This is a genomic window from Deltaproteobacteria bacterium (genome assembly GCA_005879535.1).
GTDB lineage: Bacteria > Myxococcota > Myxococcia > Myxococcales > 40CM-4-68-19 > 40CM-4-68-19.
The window spans coordinates 1-18,213 of the sequence record VBKI01000085.1; the positions used below are offsets into that span (position 1 = coordinate 1).

General features: G+C 68.1%; 16 protein-coding genes and 1 pseudogene. 10 read left to right on the forward strand and 7 right to left on the reverse strand.

The features are described 5' to 3' along the window. The coding region (locus tag E6J58_19930; GenBank protein ID TMB33703.1) for a hypothetical protein at positions 1-991 on the reverse strand (991 nt) is incomplete at its 3' end. Continuing rightward, positions 885-1,322, reverse strand: coding sequence for an OsmC family peroxiredoxin (locus E6J58_19935; protein ID TMB33704.1), 438 nt, complete (start codon positions 1,320-1,322; stop codon positions 885-887). The genes E6J58_19935 and E6J58_19930, both read right to left, overlap by 107 nt. A gap of 105 nt (positions 1,323-1,427) precedes the next feature. Between E6J58_19935 and E6J58_19940 the strand changes: the two genes are divergently transcribed. From E6J58_19940 to E6J58_19960, 5 genes are all read left to right on the forward strand, one after another. Beyond that, a complete protein-coding gene (locus tag E6J58_19940) occupies positions 1,428-2,447 on the forward strand; it encodes a PA0069 family radical SAM protein (GenBank protein TMB33754.1) in 1,020 nt (339 codons plus the stop codon). Positions 2,448-2,638: 191 nt separating this feature from the next. Further along, positions 2,639-3,400, forward strand: a complete 762-nt coding sequence (locus E6J58_19945; GenBank protein TMB33705.1) for a hypothetical protein — start codon at positions 2,639-2,641, stop codon at positions 3,398-3,400. Further along, complete coding sequence (locus E6J58_19950) at positions 3,391-4,713, forward strand: hypothetical protein (protein ID TMB33706.1); 1,323 nt, start codon at positions 3,391-3,393, stop codon at positions 4,711-4,713. Before E6J58_19945 ends, E6J58_19950 begins: the two co-directional genes overlap by 10 nt. Positions 4,714-4,737: 24 nt before the next feature. Next, on the forward strand, positions 4,738-7,206 hold the full coding sequence (locus E6J58_19955) for a glycogen/starch/alpha-glucan phosphorylase (GenBank protein ID TMB33707.1): 2,469 nt from the start codon (positions 4,738-4,740) through the stop codon (positions 7,204-7,206). A 3-nt stretch (positions 7,207-7,209) separates the two neighbouring features. Continuing rightward, positions 7,210-7,683, forward strand: a complete 474-nt coding sequence (locus E6J58_19960; GenBank protein ID TMB33708.1) for a hypothetical protein — start codon at positions 7,210-7,212, stop codon at positions 7,681-7,683. Positions 7,684-7,705: 22 nt separating this feature from the next. Here E6J58_19960 and E6J58_19965 read toward each other — a convergent pair whose 3' ends face one another. The 3 genes from E6J58_19965 to E6J58_19975 all read right to left on the reverse strand — a co-directional run bounded on the left by E6J58_19965 (position 7,706) and on the right by E6J58_19975 (position 8,942). Beyond that, positions 7,706-8,059: a hypothetical protein gene (locus E6J58_19965; protein TMB33709.1), complete on the reverse strand. Its 354-nt coding sequence runs from the start codon at positions 8,057-8,059 to the stop codon at positions 7,706-7,708. Between the two features lie 90 nt (positions 8,060-8,149). Continuing rightward, positions 8,150-8,470 (reverse strand): iron donor protein CyaY, encoded by a 321-nt coding sequence (gene cyaY / locus E6J58_19970; protein TMB33710.1) that lies wholly within the window; start codon positions 8,468-8,470, stop codon positions 8,150-8,152. After that, positions 8,463-8,942 (reverse strand): GNAT family N-acetyltransferase, encoded by a 480-nt coding sequence (locus tag E6J58_19975; protein ID TMB33711.1) that lies wholly within the window; start codon positions 8,940-8,942, stop codon positions 8,463-8,465. Before E6J58_19975 ends, cyaY begins: the two co-directional genes overlap by 8 nt. Here E6J58_19975 and E6J58_19980 point away from each other — a divergent pair. The 3 genes from E6J58_19980 to E6J58_19990 all read left to right on the forward strand — a co-directional run bounded on the left by E6J58_19980 (position 8,941) and on the right by E6J58_19990 (position 12,122). Then, positions 8,941-9,897 (forward strand): endonuclease, encoded by a 957-nt coding sequence (locus E6J58_19980; protein TMB33712.1) that lies wholly within the window; start codon positions 8,941-8,943, stop codon positions 9,895-9,897. The genes E6J58_19975 and E6J58_19980 overlap by 2 nt on opposite strands. A 78-nt stretch (positions 9,898-9,975) precedes the next feature. After that, complete coding sequence (locus E6J58_19985) at positions 9,976-11,238, forward strand: MATE family efflux transporter (protein ID TMB33755.1); 1,263 nt, start codon at positions 9,976-9,978, stop codon at positions 11,236-11,238. Then, complete coding sequence (locus E6J58_19990; protein TMB33713.1) at positions 11,235-12,122, forward strand: hypothetical protein; 888 nt, start codon at positions 11,235-11,237, stop codon at positions 12,120-12,122. Before E6J58_19985 ends, E6J58_19990 begins: the two co-directional genes overlap by 4 nt. Before the next feature lies 1 nt (position 12,123). Here the strand turns inward: E6J58_19990 and argE are convergent. Then, a pseudogene (argE, locus tag E6J58_19995) lies at positions 12,124-13,196 on the reverse strand (acetylornithine deacetylase). Next, positions 13,196-14,536: a formimidoylglutamate deiminase gene (locus E6J58_20000; protein TMB33714.1), complete on the reverse strand. Its 1,341-nt coding sequence runs from the start codon at positions 14,534-14,536 to the stop codon at positions 13,196-13,198. Before E6J58_20000 ends, argE begins: the two are co-directional and overlap by 1 nt. A gap of 105 nt (positions 14,537-14,641) precedes the next feature. Between E6J58_20000 and E6J58_20005 the strand changes: the two genes are divergently transcribed. Continuing rightward, a complete protein-coding gene (locus E6J58_20005) occupies positions 14,642-15,736 on the forward strand; it encodes a hypothetical protein (GenBank protein TMB33715.1) in 1,095 nt (364 codons plus the stop codon). A gap of 6 nt (positions 15,737-15,742) precedes the next feature. Beyond that, positions 15,743-18,178, forward strand: coding sequence for a hypothetical protein (locus tag E6J58_20010; GenBank protein ID TMB33716.1), 2,436 nt, complete (start codon positions 15,743-15,745; stop codon positions 18,176-18,178). Positions 18,179-18,213: the final 35 nt, after the last annotated feature.

Sequence of the window (18,213 nt, forward strand, 5' to 3'; positions counted from 1 at the left end):
GGCGCCTCACCGGCCGGATGAAGGTGAGGCCGTGCAATGCGCGCAGCCGCACTGGCGCTCCGTCGAGGTAGGCGCGGGCGGAGAGATTGGCCGTGGTCTCGATCCAGCGCATCAAGGTGCCGCCGTAAAGCGTGCCCTGGAAGTTCAGCTTGCTGGCGCGCACCGGCTCGATCTTGTGCACGTACGAGACATGCGGGCGCCGAGGCTCGAGCGTGACGCCGCGGCCGACCGGCAATGGCAACGAGCGCGGGAGCAGCTTGAGCAGCTCGCGTGTAAAGAGAGCCTGCTCGCGGCCGGCGGGGGGAGGCGGCGCGGGCAGCTGCCCGGATCGCAACTTGGTGCGGAACTCGCGCCGCAAGTTGCCTTCCCGGAACCGCGAAACCTCGCCAGGAGTCTGCGGACGCAGCTGCGGGACGACCGCGGGCCTTCCGTGCGGATCCAGCGCGACGAAGGTCATGTATCCCTTGAGTGAGCGCTGCTCGGCGGCGGGTGTCCCGTGCCGCATCGAGACCGACACGCCCAGCGAGCGCGTCGAGGTGTACCCGACGGCGGCGGTCATCGTGACCCGTTCGCCGACCCGGATCGGGTGGAGCAGCTCCATTCCGTCCACCGAAGCGGTCGCGACCGGACGGCGGCAGTGGCGGCTCGCCGCCAGCACGCCGACCACGTCCATCCACTCGAGAATCTTCCCGGCGCGGAGGAAGCCCTGCTCGTCCGCGATGTCGGGAGCGACCCACTCGTCGAGGTGTGCCTCGGGCCCGGGGCGGGCCTCCTCCGGCTGCGCTCCCGCCCCGCTGCGTGCGTTCGTATCCTCGGCTGGCATGGGCAATGACGCTAAGCGCCATGACCCCGCCGTGCACGGACAATCTCGTAACTCTCCGCGGTCAGCCGAGCTGGGCCTTGACCGACAGCTTGACGTTGTTCTTGAGCGCCTGCGAGATGGGGCAACCGTCCTTCGCCGCCTCGGCCGCCTTCTGGAAAGCGGCCGCATCCACGCCCTGGACCGAACCGCGCACTTCGAGCGCACTTTCCTCGACCGAGAAACCGCCGCCCTGTTTGGGGCCGAAGGTGACGGTCGCGGTCACATCCAGCTTCTGCGGCGGCTTCCCGGACTGCGCGAGTCCGTGCGACAGCGCCATCGCGAAGCAGCTCGCGTGCGCCGCGGCCAGCAGCTCCTCGGGCGTGGTGTTCGCGCCCGCCGACTCCGTGCGCGATTTCCAGGACAGCCCGGCGTCGCGGAGCACGCCGCTCGTCCGCGAGCTGACCCGCCCCTTCCCGGACATCAGTTCGCCTTCCCAGACCGCTTGCGCTCTGCTCTGCATGGCTCGCCTCCAGTGGGGGCGCTACGAATGAATCGCTGCGCACGACATTGCAAGCGCGAAGCCGTTTGACCTGAACGCCTGTTCCGTGCAGTAGATCCGGCCGTGCTGAAGCCGATCTCGAACCCTCCCAACCCGTGGTCCACCACCGAGGTCGAGTACCTCGAGCAGGCCCCGCCCGCGCGCCTCGAGGTCTACGAAGATCACACGCGCGAGATCCTCGCGCACAACGACAGTCCCGATGTCGGCTTCAGCTGGAGCGTCAACCCGTACCGGGGGTGCTTCCACGCCTGTGCTTATTGCTACGCCAGGCCGACGCACGAGTATCTCGGGCTCGGTGCTGGCACCGACTTCGAGCGGAAGATCACGGTCAAACCGGACGCGCCGCGCCTGTTGCGCGAGGCGTTCGACCGACGATCGTGGCAGGGAGAGCTGGTCGTCTTCTCCGGCGTCACAGATTGCTACCAACCGCTCGAGGCGAGCTATCGCCTCACCCGCGGCTGCCTGGAAGTCTGCGCCGAGTATCGCAATCCGGTGGGCATCATCACCAAGTCGCCGCTGATCGAGCGCGACCTCGACGTGCTGCAGGAGCTCCACCGGAACGCGCGCGTCTCGGTGAGCGTGAGCGTCCCGATCTGGGATCGCGAGCACGCCCATGCTATCGAGCCGTACGTCGCGACGCCGCGGCGGCGGATGAAGACCATCGAGCGTCTCGCGGCGGCGGGACTGAAGGTCGGCGTGAACGTCGCACCGGTGATCCCGGGACTCTCCGATGCGGACATCCCCCGGATCCTCGAAGCGGCGCACGCCGCGGGAGCGCGACGGGCCGGATTCGTCTTCCTTCGGCTGCCAGGATCGGTGAAGCAGGTGTTCGAGCTGAGGCTGCGGGAATCGCTCCCGTTGCGCGCCGATCGCGTGCTCAACCGTGTGCGCGATGCGCGCGGCGGCAAGCTGTACGACTCGCGCTGGGGCGTCCGGGGCCGAGGAGAAGGAACGTATGCCGAGGCGGCGCGCGCGCTGTTCGACGCGACAGTGAAGCGGCTCGGGATGAACGAAGGCTTTCACTGCGACGAAGACGCGCCGACGTTCCGCCGGCCGGGGCGCGGAAATCAGCTGCCGCTTCTGTAAGGCAAACGCACACCCGGGTCTCCAAACGAAATTTGCATAGTTGCCAGCGCGCTTCGTACAGTCTCGCGATGCGGCGCGCCGTGGCGCTCCTGGCTGTCTTTCTGGCCGTCCCGGCGTGCAGGCGGGACCGGTCTGGCTCGGGCGTGGCAGCATCGTCTGCTGGCGGAACCGCAGGGGAAAATGCCGAGGCGGTGGTCACGGGGAAAACCGGCAAGGTGCAGGTACTCCGCGCCGTCGACGGCTCGGTAGAAGAAGCGAAGGTCGGCGATCGGCTTTCCGTGCGCGACGCCTTGCGCACCGAAGTGGGCGAGGCGGACGTTGCCGTCGACGGCGTCCGGGTCCGGCTGCACGAGGGAAGCCGGCTGGAGCTGAAGCAGGTGGGCAAGCAGAACCTGCGCGCGCGGGTGCGCGGCAGCGTCGAGTCGGAGGTCGTGCAGAAGGGCAAGCTCGACGTCGAGATCGAGAACAGCGACGCGATCGCGCACAGCGAAGGCGGCCACTTCTTCGTCACCGCCGACGGCCGCGGCGTGGTCGCCGTCGCCTCGGTGACCGGCACCGTCAACGTGTCGGGGGGCGGCAAGTCGATCGAGGTGAACAAGGGACAGGTGACCCGTCTGACCAAGACCGATCCTCATCCCACCGTTCCGGTGGAAGCGCTGCGCCGGGTCCTGCTCAACGTGCAGTGGCCGAACCAGAGAGAAACCAACAAGGCCACCCTGCCGATCGCCGGCCGCGTCGAACCGGGAAGCCGGGTCTTCGTCCAGGGCGAGCCCGTTGCCGTCGGCGAAGGCGGAATGTTCCGAACGGAAGTGCCGCTGCGGCAGGGCAGGCAGAAGATCGCCGTGGTCACCGTGGACGCGCTGGGGCGGCGCAAGCAGGTGGAGAGCATCGTCCTGCGCGACGACTCCCTCCCCGACGTGAAGGTGAAAAAGAGGCTCTGGCAATGGCGCTAGTGGTGCTGATTGCTGCATCCCTGACGGCGCAACCTTCCCAACTCGTGCTCGGCAAGGACGCGGGAGCGGATCTGGAAGTGCGTGCCTCCTCCGGCGCGAAAGTGACGTTCTCCACCACCGTCGGCACTGTCAGCGGCGCCCAGCGACAGGGCAGCGTCGTGCGCGCGCGCTTCAATGCGCCGCCGCTCCGCGTGCCGTCGGTCGCGCTGGTGCTGGCGCAGATCGACGATGGCGACGATCGCGAGCTGCAGTGGCTGTCGATCCCGCTCTCCGGCTCGGACTCGATGGTGATCCAGACGAAACCGGGCTCGAAGGTGGAGGCGAACGTCGCCGGGCGCATGGTCGGTCCGATCACCGCCGGCGACGATGGCAACGTGCGGTTGCCGATGGTGGTTCCGCCGGGCGTCCGCGAGACGACGCTTCGGATCACGGACAAGCTCGGCAACACCAGCGAAAAGCCGCTCGACCTCGAACCGCCGCCCTACTCGCGCCTGCGGCTCGCTGCGCGCGCCGACGCCGCGAGCCCTTCGTCGCCGCTCGAGGTGGAGATCTTCGTGGTGAAGCCGGACGGCACTCCGGATGACGAGGCGAAGGTGGCGCTGAGCGCCAGCGAAGGTGAGACGAGGATGCACCGCCGCATTGGGCCCGGCATCTACCTGGCCGAGTTCACGCCTTCGGAAGGCCAGAGCGGCTCGACGAAATTGGAGGCGAAGGCGAACGCCCAGCTGTCGACCTTGGACGTTACAGTGCGACCCGAGGCGCCCGGCACGCGGCGCTCGTTCTGGCGAATGTCGGGGTCGCAGGGACCCTGGAGCGTCTCGACCGGACTTCTCGGCGCCATCGGACGCAGCTTCGACGGCGCCACCGCCGGCGGTTTCCTGGCCGAGGTCGCGGTCCGCCTGCCGTTGCCGCTGGAAGCGCTGCTCGACGCAGGCGGCGACTTCCTGTCGGAGCTCGGCCAGTACACGGCAGTGCCGGCGCTCGCGGAGAGGGCGAGGACGCACGCGTGGCTCGCGCAGATCGGTGTCCGGGGCAGCCTCCAGGTCCTGCGCAAGTTGGACGTCCACGCCACCCTGGCGGCAGGACTTCAGTCGCAGACCGTCCGCGTCATCTTTCCTCTGAACCTCGGCAGGAACACCGATTCGTCCATCACATCCCGGCTCGCGCCGGCGGTCGGCGCCACCTGGCAGATTGGACCCGGACGGGCTTTGGGACAGGTCCAGTTCGCCTGGTCGCCGTCGCACGTCGCGCAGTACGCGGGCAGCACCAGCAGCGTCGAGTTCATGCTCGGCTATCTGCTCAACCTTCGCTAGCGGCCGGCAGTGTACACTCGCGCCATGAATCGCCCGGTCCGCGCCACCGCTCCGAACGAAGCGGCGGCCCTGCTGCACTCGTTCACCAACCACCTGCTCTACTCGCTGGCGAAGGATCAGTACTCGGCGACGGAGCTGGATCGATACATGTCGCTGGCGCTGACCATCCGCGACCGCCTGATCGAGCGCTGGATCAGCACGCAGCAGCGCTACTACCGCAAGGACGCAAAGCGCATTTACTACCTCTCGGCCGAGTTCCTGATGGGCCGGGCGCTCGCGAACAACCTGATCAACCTCGGGCTCTACGACACCACGCGCGACGCGATGAAGATGCTGAACCTCGACCTCGGCGACGTGCTCGAGCAGGAGGTCGACGCGGGGCTCGGCAACGGCGGCCTGGGACGGCTCGCTGCATGCTTCCTCGACTCGATGGCCACCCTCGACATTCCCGGGTACGGATACGGCATCCGCTACGAGTTCGGGATGTTCGACCAGGAGATCAAGGACGGCTGGCAGGTGGAGAAGCCGGACGAGTGGCTCCGGCTCGGCAACCCCTGGGAGATCGCGCGACCGGAGTACGGCGTCCCGGTGCGCTTCGGTGGGCACACCGAGGAGCACGCCGAGGACCACGGGCGGCTCCGGGTGCACTGGACCGGGGGCGAGCAGGTGGTGGGGATGCCGTACGACACGCCCATCGCGGGTTACGGGTGCAATACCGTCAATACGATGCGGCTGTGGCGCGCGCGCGCCAGCTCGGATTTCGATCTCCGCTACTTCAACGAGGGCGACTACGAGAAGGCGGTACTGGACAAGAACCGCTCCGAGACCATCTCCAAGGTCCTCTATCCCAGCGACGTGAAGGTGTTCGGCAAGGAGCTGCGCCTCAAGCAGCAGTACTTCTTCGTCGCCTGCTCGCTGCACGACATCGTCCGCCGTCACCTCGTCGCCTTTCCCACCCTGGAGAACTTCCCCGAGAAGGTGGCAATCCAGCTCAACGATACGCACCCCGCCATCGCCATCCCCGAGCTGATGCGCATCCTGGTGGACGAGCACTCCATCGCCTGGGAGAAGGCGTGGGAAATGACGCAGGCGAGCATCGGGTACACCAACCACACCCTGCTCACCGAGGCGTTGGAGACGTGGCCGGTGGAGCTCTTCCAACGGCTTCTGCCGCGGCACCTCGCCATCATCTACGAGATCAACCGTCGCTTCCTGCGACAGGTGATGAGCCGGTACCCGTACGACGAAGCCCGGCTTGCGCGGATGTCGGTGGTCGACGACGGCAACGGCACGCTGGAGAGCAAGCGCATCCGGATGGCGTATCTGGCGGTGGTCGGCTCGCACAGCGTGAACGGCGTGGCGGCGCTGCATACGGAGCTCTTGAAGGCGAACCTGCTGCACGACTTCCACGAGATGTGGCCGGAGCGCTTCCACAACGTCACCAACGGCGTGACGCCGCGCCGCTGGCTGCTCGCCGCCAATCCGCTCCTGGCCGACGCGATCACCACGCGGATCGGCGACGGCTGGATCACGCAGCTCGACCAGCTCGGCAAGCTGGCCGAGCATGCCGACGACCCGGCGTTTCGCAGCGAAGTGCGGGGGATCAAGCAGCGGAACAAGGAGCATCTCGCGCGTTACATCGAGGCCGAGTACCGGGTGTCGATCGATCGCGCTTCGATGTTCGACGTCCAGGTGAAGCGGCTGCACGAGTACAAGCGGCAGCTCCTCAACCTGCTGCACGTCGTCGCGCTCTATCTGCGGTTGAAGAAGAATCCGGATCTGCAGATGGTGCCCCGGACCTTCATCTTCGGCGGCAAGTCGGCGCCCGCGTATGCAACGGCGAAGCTGATCATCAAGCTGATCAACTCCGTCGCTTCGGTGGTGAACGCGGATCCGCAGATGAACGGAAAACTGCGCGTGGTTTTCCTCGCCAACTACCGGGTCTCGCTGGCGGAGCGCATCTTCCCCGCATCCGACCTCTCGGAGCAGATCTCCACCGCCGGCAAGGAGGCCAGCGGCACCGGCAACATGAAGTTCGCCCTGAACGGAGCGCTCACCATCGGGACGCTGGACGGGGCGAACATCGAGATCCGCGACGAGGTCGGCGCGGACAACTTCTTCCTCTTCGGGTTGACCGCGCAGCAGGTGTCCGACCTGCAGCGGCGCGGCTACCGGCCGCGCGAGTACTACGACAAGAACGCGGAGCTGAAGGCCGTGCTCGACCTGATCGCCTCCGGCTTCTTCGAGCCCGAGCATCCCGACGTGTTCAAGCCCCTCGTGCAGTCCTTGCTCGAGCAGGATACGTACATGCTGCTGGCGGACTTCCAGTCCTATGCGGACTGCCAGGAGCGCGTCGACAAGGCGTTCCTCGATCCGGACCAGTGGACGCGCATGGCGATCCTCAACATCGCCAAGATGGGGAAGTTCTCCTCGGACCGGAGCATCAGCGAGTACGCGGAGAACATCTGGAAGATCCGGGGCGTGCCGGGGTAGAGGATGCTCCGCAGGATCCTCCGCGCACTCTTCCGTCCTCGTCCGCCGCCTCCCCCGCCGCGTCCTCCGGATCCGCGGCTGGAAGCAGATCCTTGGCTGGGGCGGCTGTTCGCGCTGCTGCCTGACCGTTACCAGCTCGGCCCTGACGCAGCGGATGGCGCGCAGGTGCTGCGCCGGACCGGGCGGGCGCGATTCAATCCGATGCCCGTGTGGTTGCGCGCGCAGGAGCGGATGGTGCGCGGAGACTATGAGGTGCGCGGTGACTCCGCAGCGGCGAAAGCGTTGCTCGATGCGCGCGTCTCGCAGCGGCTTTCCGCGATCGGAATCGTGCAAGCGTCCGAGTCGGTCGAGGATTGGGGCGGAACGGTGCTGACTCGTCGATATGAGGGGCGCTGCGAGACGTCTGAGCAGGCGGCAGCGGCCATCCGGTTCTTCTGCGAGGAGTCGGAGCAGCAGGTGAACCTGGCCGCGGAGTGACTCCGAGCCGTTCGCATCGTCGCTACTGCGCCTTCGTCGAGGCCGGATCCCGCGATTTCCCGCGCGGAGCATCTGGCGCGGCGCCGGGCCCCTCCAGGAGCTCCGGGTGGGACTGCAGGGGCGTTGCCGGCTGCTCGATCCCCAGCCGCACGCGCACGTCGTGATCGAGGCTGGTCAGCACATCTTCGAGGCGCTGCACCCGGTCCTCGATGGCGAGGTTCTGCTGCTGCGACTTCTGGCGGTGCTCCATCTCGAGCGTCAGCTCGCGCTCCTTCAACTTGAAATACTTGACGGCGATGATTGCGAGAGCAGGAAACCCGAACACCATCAGGACGCTGACGATCAAGGCCACCGCCGCGATCAGGTAAGGGATCATGTCCGACGACATGAGAGCTATACGGAGCAGACCCGCCGGGATTTCGCCGGCCTGGGCCCGATTCGAGAGACCTCACGACATGAGCAGACCTCAGGACCGCAGCGTCACCGCCTGGGCCAACTTCTCGCTGACCAGCTTCCCGAGCTCGCTGAACAGCTCCACCCGCGACCGGGAGTCACGCCAGCACTTCGCCGCATCGTCCCACCCAAAGTGCCAGGCCTGCATGTTCGCCGACATCCAGATCTGCTGCGCCGCCGAGTGCGAGTTCACGACGAACTTCGCCCCGTCCTCGAACTCCAGCGTCAGGATGTCTGCGGCCAGATCCGACTCTACTCCGTCCACGTCCCGCAGCGCGTCGTCGAGCTTTCGCAACGTTTCCGCCGCGCGGCGGCCGAACTCCTTTTCATCCATCGCGCGCCAGCCTTTCCAGGGCGTCGCCGGCCAGCCGGAACGTCTCCCAGTCGGACAGCATCTTCGCACCGAGGCCGCGGTAGAAGTTGATCGCCGGCGTGTTCCAGTCCAGCACTTGCCAGTTCACCCGGCCGCACTTCTCCCGCACCGCGATCCGCGCCAGCTCGACCAGCAACGCCTTCCCGATACCCTTCCCGCGGAGGTGGGGCGTGACGAAGAGATCCTCGAGGTAGATTCCCCAGCGCCCGACCCAGGTCGAGTAGGTGTGGAAATAGAAGGCGAAGCCCGCCGGCGCTCCGTTCCATTCCGCCACCAGGCAGAAGTAACGAGGTTGCTCGCCGAAGCCGTCCCGGAGGAGGTCCTCCTGCGTCGCCACCACCTCCTGTGGTAACCGCTCGTACTTTGCCAGCTCGTGGATGAATGCGAGCATCTGCGGGACGTCGCGAGGCTCAGCCTTCCGGATGACGATCATGGAGCAGGAACATACACTCGCGGGCGTGCCCCTGCGCATCGTGAGCTACAACGTCCGCTACTTCGGACATGCGCTCCGTGGCCTCGCCAGCACGCGAGGAAGCAAGCGCGCCATCGCGGATGCGTTGGCCACGCTCGACCCCGCCGCCGACATCATCTGCCTGCAGGAAGTGGAGACGTTCTCGCTGCGCAGCAGCCTGGTCTTCCGCCGATCACATCGGACGGAGACGCAGCTCGAGTCGTTCATGGCCGAGCTGGAACGCGCTTTCGAGCGACGGCCGCCGCCCTTTCCCTATGACGCATTCTACTTCCGGGCCCACGTGAACCGTATCGGCAACACGCCGCTGCAGAGCATGGGGCTCGCCATCCTCGTGCACCGCTACCGCATCCGGATCGACACCCACAACTGCGAAAGCCCGCACGACATCACCTATCACCACGTGCTCCGCTGGAAGGACCGCAAGCAGACGCGGATCTGCGCCCACATGAAACTGGTCGGACCGCGCGGGAAGCCGTTCCACATCTTCAATACGCACCTGTCGCTGCCCACGCCGTTCTCACGCGAGTTCTGGACGACCTCGCAAAGGATGGGATTCGGCGTGAATCAGCTGCACGAGGCCAAGACGCTGGCCGCTTTCATCCACCGGCACGCCGGAGACGAGCCGTTCATCGTCTGCGGCGACTTCAATTCGCTGCCCGACTCGCCGGTATACCGCTTTCTCACCGACGATTGCGGCCTGGTAGGCGTGCAGAAGCACCTGCGGCAGATTGACCGCGACCCCCGCGATTTCCCCACCGCCGGCTTCATGAGGCTGCGCATGCACCTCGATCATCTCTTCTCGAGCCCCCTCGTGAACTGGCTCGATCTGGAAGGTACGTGCCGTTTCGGCGATCGCTCGAGCCCCTTCTGGGGAAAGAGCGACCACGTGCCGCTGATCGGGCGCTTCGACCTTTGATACGACGGCTCCGTGAACGAGCTGCGAAAGCTGCTGCGCCTGGCGGCGCCCATCGCCTTCACCCAGGCGGGCTACGCCATGATGGGGCTGGTCGACACCGCCGTCGTCGGCCGCCTCGGGGCGGCCCCGCTCGGCGCCGTCGGCCTCGCCAACGGCCTCTTCCTCGCCGTCGCCATCGTGGGGCTCGGAGCGATGTTGGGCCTCGATCCGCTCTTTGCGCAGGCGCTCGGAGCGCGCGACGAGGCGCGGGCCCGCGAGCTGATCTGGCAGGGGCTGTGGCTTTCGGCCGTCGTCACGCTGGCGCTGGCGCTGCCCATCGCTGCGCTGCCGTTCGCGCTCGAGCCCTGGGGCATCCCCGCCGAAGTCGTGGGCGACGCGCGGCTCTTCCTCTGGCTGCGCTTGCCCGGGCTCTGGCCCATGCTCGCGTTCGCGGCATTGCGCTCGTACCTGCAGGCGCGCGAGCAGCTCCGCGCGCTCGTGGTTGCGACGGTGGTGGCAAACGTCGCGAACTTCGCGCTGGACGTGGTCTTCGTCTTCGGGCATCTGGGCATGCCGGCGCTTGGCGCGCCCGGATCGGGGCTCGTGACCAGCATCTGCTCGCTGTTCCAGTTCGCCATTCTCGCCAAGGCGGTGCGACCTGGACGGCGCCAGCCGCCGCGGTCCGCGGACCTGCGCAAGGCTCTCTCGGTGGGAATCCCGGTCGGCTTGCAGATGGGAGCGGAGGTCGGGGTCTTTGCCCTCGTCGGCGTGCTGGCCGGCCGCCTCGGCGCGTCCAGTCTGGCGGCGCACCAGGTAGCAATCTCGCTCGCGAGCTTCACCTTCTGCGCCGCGGTCGGTGTAGGAATGGCCGGGACGGTGCGAGTCGGATGGGCGATCGGCGCGCGCGACACGCCGGCAGCACGACGCGCAGGGCTGACGGCGTTCGCCGGCGGCGCGGGCATCATGTCCATCGCTGCGCTCTGCTTCTGGCTCCTGCCCGGCGCCCTCGCGCGCATGCTCTCCGATCAACCCGACGTCATCGCCGCCTCGCTGCCGCTGCTCGCGGTCTGCGCCGTCTTCCAGCTCTCCGATGGAATCCAGGGCGTCGGCGCCGGTGTGCTCCGCGGGGCCGGCGATACCCGGTTCGCGTTTCTCGCGAACCTCGTCGGCCACTACGCCATCGGGCTGCCGGTGGCCATCGTGCTCGGCCTGCGTCTTGGCCACGGCGTGATCGGGCTGTGGTGGGGCCTGTGCGCCGGCCTCACCGCCGTGGCGATGGCGCTCTTGACGCGTTTTCTGCGCTTGTCGGCGAGAGAGATCGCACCTCTGGAGGCGCACCCCGCCGTGGCGCCGCCCCGATGAAGTTCCTCTACGACGCGCAGATCGAATCGCAGCCGGACGCCGTGGTAGCAGTATTGCGCCGGCCGGCGCCGCGCCTGGATCCGTCGCGTCCGCTGTTGTTCTGCGGCCAGGGGACATCGCTCCACGCGGCGCGCATCGCCGCGGCATGGGCCGGATATCCGGCGCAGGCTCTCGATTCGCACGACGTCGCCCTGCGGAGCGGAATTCCCTCCGGTGCGCAGGTGGTCGCCATCTCGCACTCCGGTCGCGGCTTCACCGCCGCGGTGCTACGCAAGGCGCGCGCTGCCGGAGCGAGCACGTTCGCTGTGTGCGGCGACGCGGCAACCGCCGACGCCGATCACGTGGTCCGCACCTGTGCTCCCGAGCGGGCGCAGACGCACAGCGTTTCGTACGTCACCGCGCTGGCCGCCCTCGGGCAGATGCTCGGCCTCGATCTTTCCAGCGCGCCGCGTCTGCTCCGCGATGCGCTCGCCGAGCCCGCGCCCGTCGACGACGCGCGCCGCCTCGCCGGCAAGGATCCGCTGCTCGTCACGGGGTTCGGGCTCGACGCGATCACGGCCGAGGAGGCCGCGCTGAAGCTGAAGGAAGCGACGTTCCAGTGGGCAGAGGCGCTCAGCGTGGAACAGGCGTTGCACGGACCGCAGGCAGCTCTGCGTCAGGGGATGGGCGCAATCCTCTTCATTCCGGACCACGACGATGGCGGCCGCACCGTCCGGCTCCGCGACCTCTGCGCGCAGCTCGGCGTGGAAGTCGTCGACATCCGGGTTCCGGCTTCCAGCGAAGCGCTCCGCCCGATCGTCTCCATCGTCCCCGCCCAGCGCCTCGCGGCGGAGATTTCCCGCCTGACCGGCGGCGATCCCGACCACTCACGACATCCGGTGTAGCTCACGGTTTCGCGAACCGCTCCACCGCCGCAGCGAGGATCTCGGTCGCGCGCGCCAGCTCGGCGACCGGCACGAACTCACCGCTCCGGTGCGCGACGCGGATGTCTCCGGGCCCGAATACGCAGGCACTGGCGCCGAGCCGGACGAGATAAGGCAGCTCGGTCCCGAATGGAATCGTCTCCGGCGCGTTCTTCGACTCCGCGCGCAGGAAAGCGACGATCTGCGAATCCTCCGGGACCAGCACTCCCGCATCGAGCCGCTGCGCGGCCACTTCGATGCGGATGCGCTCGTCCTGGATCCGCGCGCAAGCCTGCTCGAGAAGCCTGAGCGTCGAGCCCGGATCCTGCGACGGCAGCGGCCGCCACTCCACGGCCATCGTGCAGACGCCGGGGATGACGTTCTTCGCCTTGCCTCCGGAGATCACTCCGACGTTCAACGTCGTATGCGGTGGGGCAAACGCCGGGTCGGCTTCCGCCCGGAGCTCGCCCGCGATTCGCTCCACGTCCCGCAGCACGCGCCCGGCGGCGAGAATCGCGGAGGCGCCGGTCTCCGGATATGCGCTGTGACCCTCAATCCCCCGGACCGTCACTTCCGCCAGGCAGTAACCCTTGTGCCCGAGCACCGGGATCATCCGCGTCGGCTCTCCGACGATGGCGACCCGCGGCCTGACCGCGCCCTCCTCGGCGAGGCGTCGGGCGCCGAGACACCCGACCTCCTCGTCGGCGGTGAAGACGAGTTGCAACGGCTTCGCCTGCGTAGAAACGCCTTCGTGTCCGCAGCGCCTCGCCCCAACACCTTTCCGTCCTCGCGTGCCGGCCGCAGCGCCGCGGTCCACCCTGCGTCGAAGGGGACGCAGTCGGTGTGCCCGACCAGCGAGATGCCGCCCTTCTCGCCGCCCCGATGCGCGACCAGGTTTCCCTTCTCCATCCCCGCCGCGTCCTTCCAGAGCTGTCGCCGGGTCGTCAGCCCCAGCGCGCGGGCGTGTCGCTCGAGCACGCCGAGGATCGGCAGGTTGCTGCGCGCGGACGTGGAGTCGACCGCCACCAGCTCCTCGAGAAGGGCGACGGGGTCGATCATTCCCACAGCCTCCGCATCGCGGTGCGAAAGACCGGCAGCGCACCCTCGAAGTCGAGCCCGAGCGGCTCGCCGCGCACCCAGGTCTGGTGGATCGCGGTTCGCTCCATCGAGAAGACCACGTTCGCCATCAGGTCGTCCCGATTCGCCCCCGCGATCGAGGGGTCGTCGAGATCGACGGAAATGAAATCCGCCGGCTCGCCGGGACGCAGTGCCCCGCCGCCGAGGGCGAGCGACCGCATGCCGCCCTCGCTCGCGATCCGATACAGCTTTGCGCCGAGACCGCCCACCCCGCCCTGCTCCGGGTCGAGGATCGCGCGCTGCTCCTGCACGAGCCTCAGGTGGTACTCGAGCTGGCGGCTATCCTCGAGCGGCGAGAGCTGCACCTCCGAGTCCGTGCCCACGCAGAGCCGTACGCCAGCGGCGAGCAGGAGATCCGCACGGAGCACGCCGTCGCCGAGATTCCGCTCGGTGGTCGGGCACGCGCACACCGTTGCGCGCGCACGTCCGATCGCCGCGATGTCGTCCGTGGTCAGGTGCACGCCGTGAATCGCGGTGGTTCCTTCGCGGAGCGCGCCCAATCGCTCCAGCAGCAACGCCGGCGTCGTCCCGTGCTCCGCGCGGCACTGCTCGACTTCCAGGCGCTGCTCGGAAACGTGCAGGTGCAAGGGCCAGCCGCGGCGGAAAGCTTCGCCGGCGATCTCGCGGATCCACTCCGCGGGACAGGCGCGCACGCTGTGCGGTGCCGCGCCGACCGCGACTTGCCGGGAGAGCGCCTCGAGGTTCTTCAGGTACTCGTCGGCGGAGCCTTCGATGAACCGCTTCTGCCGCGGGTTTTCGGGCATCCGGAACCCGCTTCGCGCGTACGCGACGCGCAGCAGCACCATCCGCAGGCCCGCTTCCTTCGCCGCGCGCGCGACGGCGAGGTCCAGCTCGTTCGGATCGGCATAGGGCTTTCCCGACGGATCGCGGTGCAGGTAATGGAATTCGCCCACCGCGGTGATCCCAGCCCGCGCCATTTCCAGGAAACAGAATCTGGAGACGGCGTAGAGATCCTCCGGAGACAGCCGCTCCGCCGCTGCGTACATCGCCTCGCGCCAGCTCCAGAAGTCGTCCCGCGGATGGTTCCGGTGCTCCGTCCGCCCGCGGATGGCGCGCTGGAAAGCATGGCTGTGGGCAGCCACGAGTCCGGGAAGCAAAGCGCGCCCCGGCATGGGAACGACTTCGGCACCCTGGGGCGCATCCCCCACGGATTCCACGAGCCCGTCGCGCACGACCAGCGATGCGCCCGCGTGGACATGGCCGCCGGAAAAGAGGAAATCGGGCTTCAGGGCGCGCATGGCCGGCGCGATGTAGCCTCATCTGCGGAAAAAAGCCACATCGGCGCCACGACGCGACCCTCGCGCATTGTGTAGCATGGGCGGACCCTCGCAGGAGCTTTTCTGATGAATCCTCGGTCCCTGTGCGCGATCGTGCTCGCGCTCGCGCTTCCGGCGCTCGGACAGACGGAGCCGCAGATCGAGCCGCTGGTCCCTCCCGGATCGGCCCCGGCCAAGACGAAGAAGAAGTCCAGGAAGCCACCGTCTTCCGGCGCGGCGCAGGCGGAAGGCCAGCTCTCGCTGCCGCCCCTCGCGCCGCTCACCGCGCCGCGACCCTTGAAGGCCGTCGGGGTCCTGGTGCAGGGAGCGCTTCCGGACGATGCCGCCGCGCGCGTTCGCGAAGGGTTGCGCACCGCCGCGAGCTTCGCGCCCGGCGTCAAGGAGACGCTCGCGCTGGAAGCGCCGCAGCCGTGCGCGGACGAAGCGTGTTGGGTCACGGCGGGAATTGCAGGCAATGCCGATCACGTCGCCGTTGCCTCGTGGGACACGGGCACGTTGCGCGTGAGACTCGTCGACGTCGGCTTGCGGAAGGTGGTGCAGGAGGCGCAGCGGACTGGCGTCTCCCCCGATCCCGTGGAAGCCACTGCGTGGACCGAAGCGCTGGGTTGCAAAGTGATGGTGCCCGCCGGATGCAGCGGCCAGGTGATGGTCGAGGCGGACTTCGGCATCAGCCTGGAGCTGGACGGCGAACCGTTGCGGCCCGGTGAGAAGAGGCTCGTGCCGGTCGGGGTGCACGCGCTGCGGATCAAGGAAGGCACGAGCGAGTCGCTGCGCGAGCTGCCCGTCCTTCTCGAAGGAACACCGGCGGTCTCGATCGCGTCGTCGCGACCGACTGCCCCCGCACCGACCGCGGCACCCGTAGCGGCGGTGACCGCATCGCCCTCGCCTCCTCCGGCAAAGCGCACCTGGACGCGGACGGCGGGATACGCCGCCGCAGGAGCGGCGGTGCTCGCCGCCGGTGCCGGCGCCTATTTCGGGGCGAAGAGCAAGTCCGATCTGGACAAGGCCGAATCGGGCTATCGCGCGAACGGCGGCGCGTACCAGCCCGCGGATCTGCAGGCGCTGCAGTCGGGCAACTCCGCAGCGCACACCGCGAACGCGCTCTACATCGTTTCCGGCGTCCTGCTCGCGGCAGGCGCCGTCCTCACCTTCGCCTTCTGACCCGCCATGCGCGCAACCTTCGTCGTGCTTCTCTCCGCGTCGCTCTTGGCCTGCCGGACATCTGACCTCGGCGGGTGCTCGAAAGAGGGCAATTGCTCTGCAGGCGCCGTCTGCGACCTCGCGGCGCGCGTTTGCGTCGCGACCGACGCACCGTCCTTCTCCAACATCGCCGTTTCCCCTCCAGCCGCCTTCACCGATTCGAACGGGCGCGCGTTCTTCGACACGACGGGCGGACCTCTGTCCGTGTCCGCGTCGATTGCGGGCCGCGCCGGCGTGGACCCGGCGACCGTTTGTCTCACGGCGAGCGGCGAGACGGGCGCGTGCGCGCATCCCGGGATCGCGGGCGCCGGCACCACGTTCACGTTCCCGTTGCCCCGGCCGTCAGGCACGTACGACGGGACGACGCCGCTGGATTTCACGATCAGCGCATCGAGCCCGTCGGGGCGCCAGTCGACGACTGCCGTGCAGCACGTGTACTTCGACAACCAGCCGCCGGCGATCGCCGTCGCCACGGACTCCACGCCGTATGCGCGCACCTTGCCGGACGGAGGTGCGGCACCGATCACGGTGTCCGCCACCATCGCCGACGGAGCGGGCGTCGCCTCCGCACAGCTCATCTCGGGCACCACGCGGGTACCACCCGCCAGCTCCGCCGGCAGCGAGTACACGTTCCAGTTGAATCCTGCCTCTGCTCTTCCCAACACGGAGGGCGCTTACGCGTTCCACGTCCGCGCAGTCGACGGGCTCGGGCACGAATCCACGGTCACCGCAAGCCGAACCATCGACGACGCGCCACCCGCGATCGGAACGATCAAGATCTACAAGGACACGGAGCCCGGGAGCGCGGGAGTCACATACCCGGCCCTGGTGGCGAACACCGGGTGGACCGGCAACAGCTTCATCTTCAACGACACGGTGCACGTGAAGGGCAGCATCAGCGACATGAGCGGCATCGGCCTCGCGACATTGCGCGTCGATGGGATCGACCTGTCCGGCGGAACGAGCACAGGGACGGCGCAGTCTCTCGGTTGCACTAGCGGCAGCACGACCTGCTCGTTCGACGTCAGCGTACAGCTCAACGCCCCGCAGAACGGGGCCTTCCATACCGGCACCGCCACGGCTGCGCTGCCGGGGAGCGCAGCGCTGATTCCGAGCGGCTTCCTCCACGTCGTGATCGCAGCAGAGGACAATGCGTCGGCATACACTGGCGCAGCGGCGCGCCATGCAGCCTCGCCCAGGGACACACCGGTTCGGGCGACGCGGCTGCTCTGGAGCACAGTGCTCAACACGACCGCGGCAGCGGTGACGGGCCTCGCCGTTCATCCGGACCTTGATCTCATCGCGACCACGGATGGCGGCGTCACGACCCTGTTCAGTCTTGGCGCCGATCAAGGAGCGATCCATTGGAGCACCGATGCGGGCACCGTGTTCGGACCGCCAGCCATCGGCGCTGGAAGCGCGGGAACTCCGATCTACACGGCGAATCTGGCGGGCGTGATCAGCGCGTTCGCTCCGGACGGAGGGGTCCTCTGGACGACGGCGACCGGCCACGCCATATCGGTAGGGCCAGCGGTTGCCGCGGGCACCGTTGCCGGAGTTCCGGTCGACCAAATCATCGTCGCAGACAACGTCAATGCCGCGACCGGACAGACCCTCTGGAGTGTTGCGGCGCCGGCGAATAAGCCCGCATTGCGCTCGCAGCCAGCGGATGATCGCGACCGGCATGCGTCACCCATGGTGTTCGACGGCGGCGTGTGGTTCGGCACTTCGTCCAGCATCGACTGGCACGCCTTGACGGACGACGGCGGTATCGGCCCTTCGGTCGTCGTGGCGGACTCGATCGGAAATCCCTATTACGGCACGATCACGGACGGTGCCCGCGTCTTCGCCGCGTCACGCATTTCCACGACCGGTTCGACCTTGCTCGCATTCACACCGCTTCTGGGCACCGCGTGGTCGAAGAACCTGACGGATGGGGGGCTGTCCGCAGAGCCGACACTCGGTATCGACGGCAAGCTTTACGCCTCGGAAGCGGACGGTGGCACCGAAGGCCGCGTCACGGCATATGAGCCCGCGACGGGCGCCATCGCGAGCATCGTCGTTCCAGCCCTCGGCTCTCCTGGACAGGTGCCACTCCACGGGTCCGACGACCATTGGTACCTCCCGCGCGCACCAGGCTTCCTTCTCGCGTTCCATCACGGCCAGACATCGTGGACCTTCGACCCGCCGGGCACGGTTCTTCGGGGAGCGATGATGGACTGCAACGGCAGGCTCTTCGTCGGCACCGGGGCCTCGTCGCCGACCATCTGGGCGTTCATCACCGACGATCACGGTCTCGCCGACACTCCTTGGCCCTCGTGGCGTCGCGACGGACGCAACAGCGGCAATGCCGGCGCGCCGAAGTACGGCATCCGTATCGCGCCGAACAGCTGCGATCAGTAAAGTTGCCCCCCGTGCGCGCCGTGGCATTGGTGCGC

Bases quoted from the DNA above. Each gene is read 5' to 3' on its own strand.
- E6J58_20005 (TMB33715.1), top strand. From the start codon at position 14,642: ATGAATCCTCGGTCCCTGTGCGCGATCGTGCTCGCGCTCGCGCTTCCG.
- E6J58_20000 (TMB33714.1), bottom strand. From the start codon at position 14,536: ATGCGCGCCCTGAAGCCCGATTTCCTCTTTTCCGGCGGCCATGTCCAC.
- E6J58_19990 (TMB33713.1), top strand. From the start codon at position 11,235: ATGAAGTTCCTCTACGACGCGCAGATCGAATCGCAGCCGGACGCCGTG.
- E6J58_19980 (TMB33712.1), top strand. From the start codon at position 8,941: ATGGAGCAGGAACATACACTCGCGGGCGTGCCCCTGCGCATCGTGAGC.
- cyaY (TMB33710.1), bottom strand. From the start codon at position 8,470: ATGGATGAAAAGGAGTTCGGCCGCCGCGCGGCGGAAACGTTGCGAAAG.
- E6J58_19935 (TMB33704.1), bottom strand. From the start codon at position 1,322: ATGCAGAGCAGAGCGCAAGCGGTCTGGGAAGGCGAACTGATGTCCGGG.
- E6J58_19960 (TMB33708.1), top strand. From the start codon at position 7,210: ATGCTCCGCAGGATCCTCCGCGCACTCTTCCGTCCTCGTCCGCCGCCT.
- E6J58_19950 (TMB33706.1), top strand. From the start codon at position 3,391: ATGGCGCTAGTGGTGCTGATTGCTGCATCCCTGACGGCGCAACCTTCC.
- E6J58_19975 (TMB33711.1), bottom strand. From the start codon at position 8,942: ATGATCGTCATCCGGAAGGCTGAGCCTCGCGACGTCCCGCAGATGCTC.
- E6J58_19965 (TMB33709.1), bottom strand. From the start codon at position 8,059: ATGATCCCTTACCTGATCGCGGCGGTGGCCTTGATCGTCAGCGTCCTG.
- E6J58_19955 (TMB33707.1), top strand. From the start codon at position 4,738: ATGAATCGCCCGGTCCGCGCCACCGCTCCGAACGAAGCGGCGGCCCTG.
- E6J58_20010 (TMB33716.1), top strand. From the start codon at position 15,743: ATGCGCGCAACCTTCGTCGTGCTTCTCTCCGCGTCGCTCTTGGCCTGC.
- E6J58_19985 (TMB33755.1), top strand. From the start codon at position 9,976: ATGATGGGGCTGGTCGACACCGCCGTCGTCGGCCGCCTCGGGGCGGCC.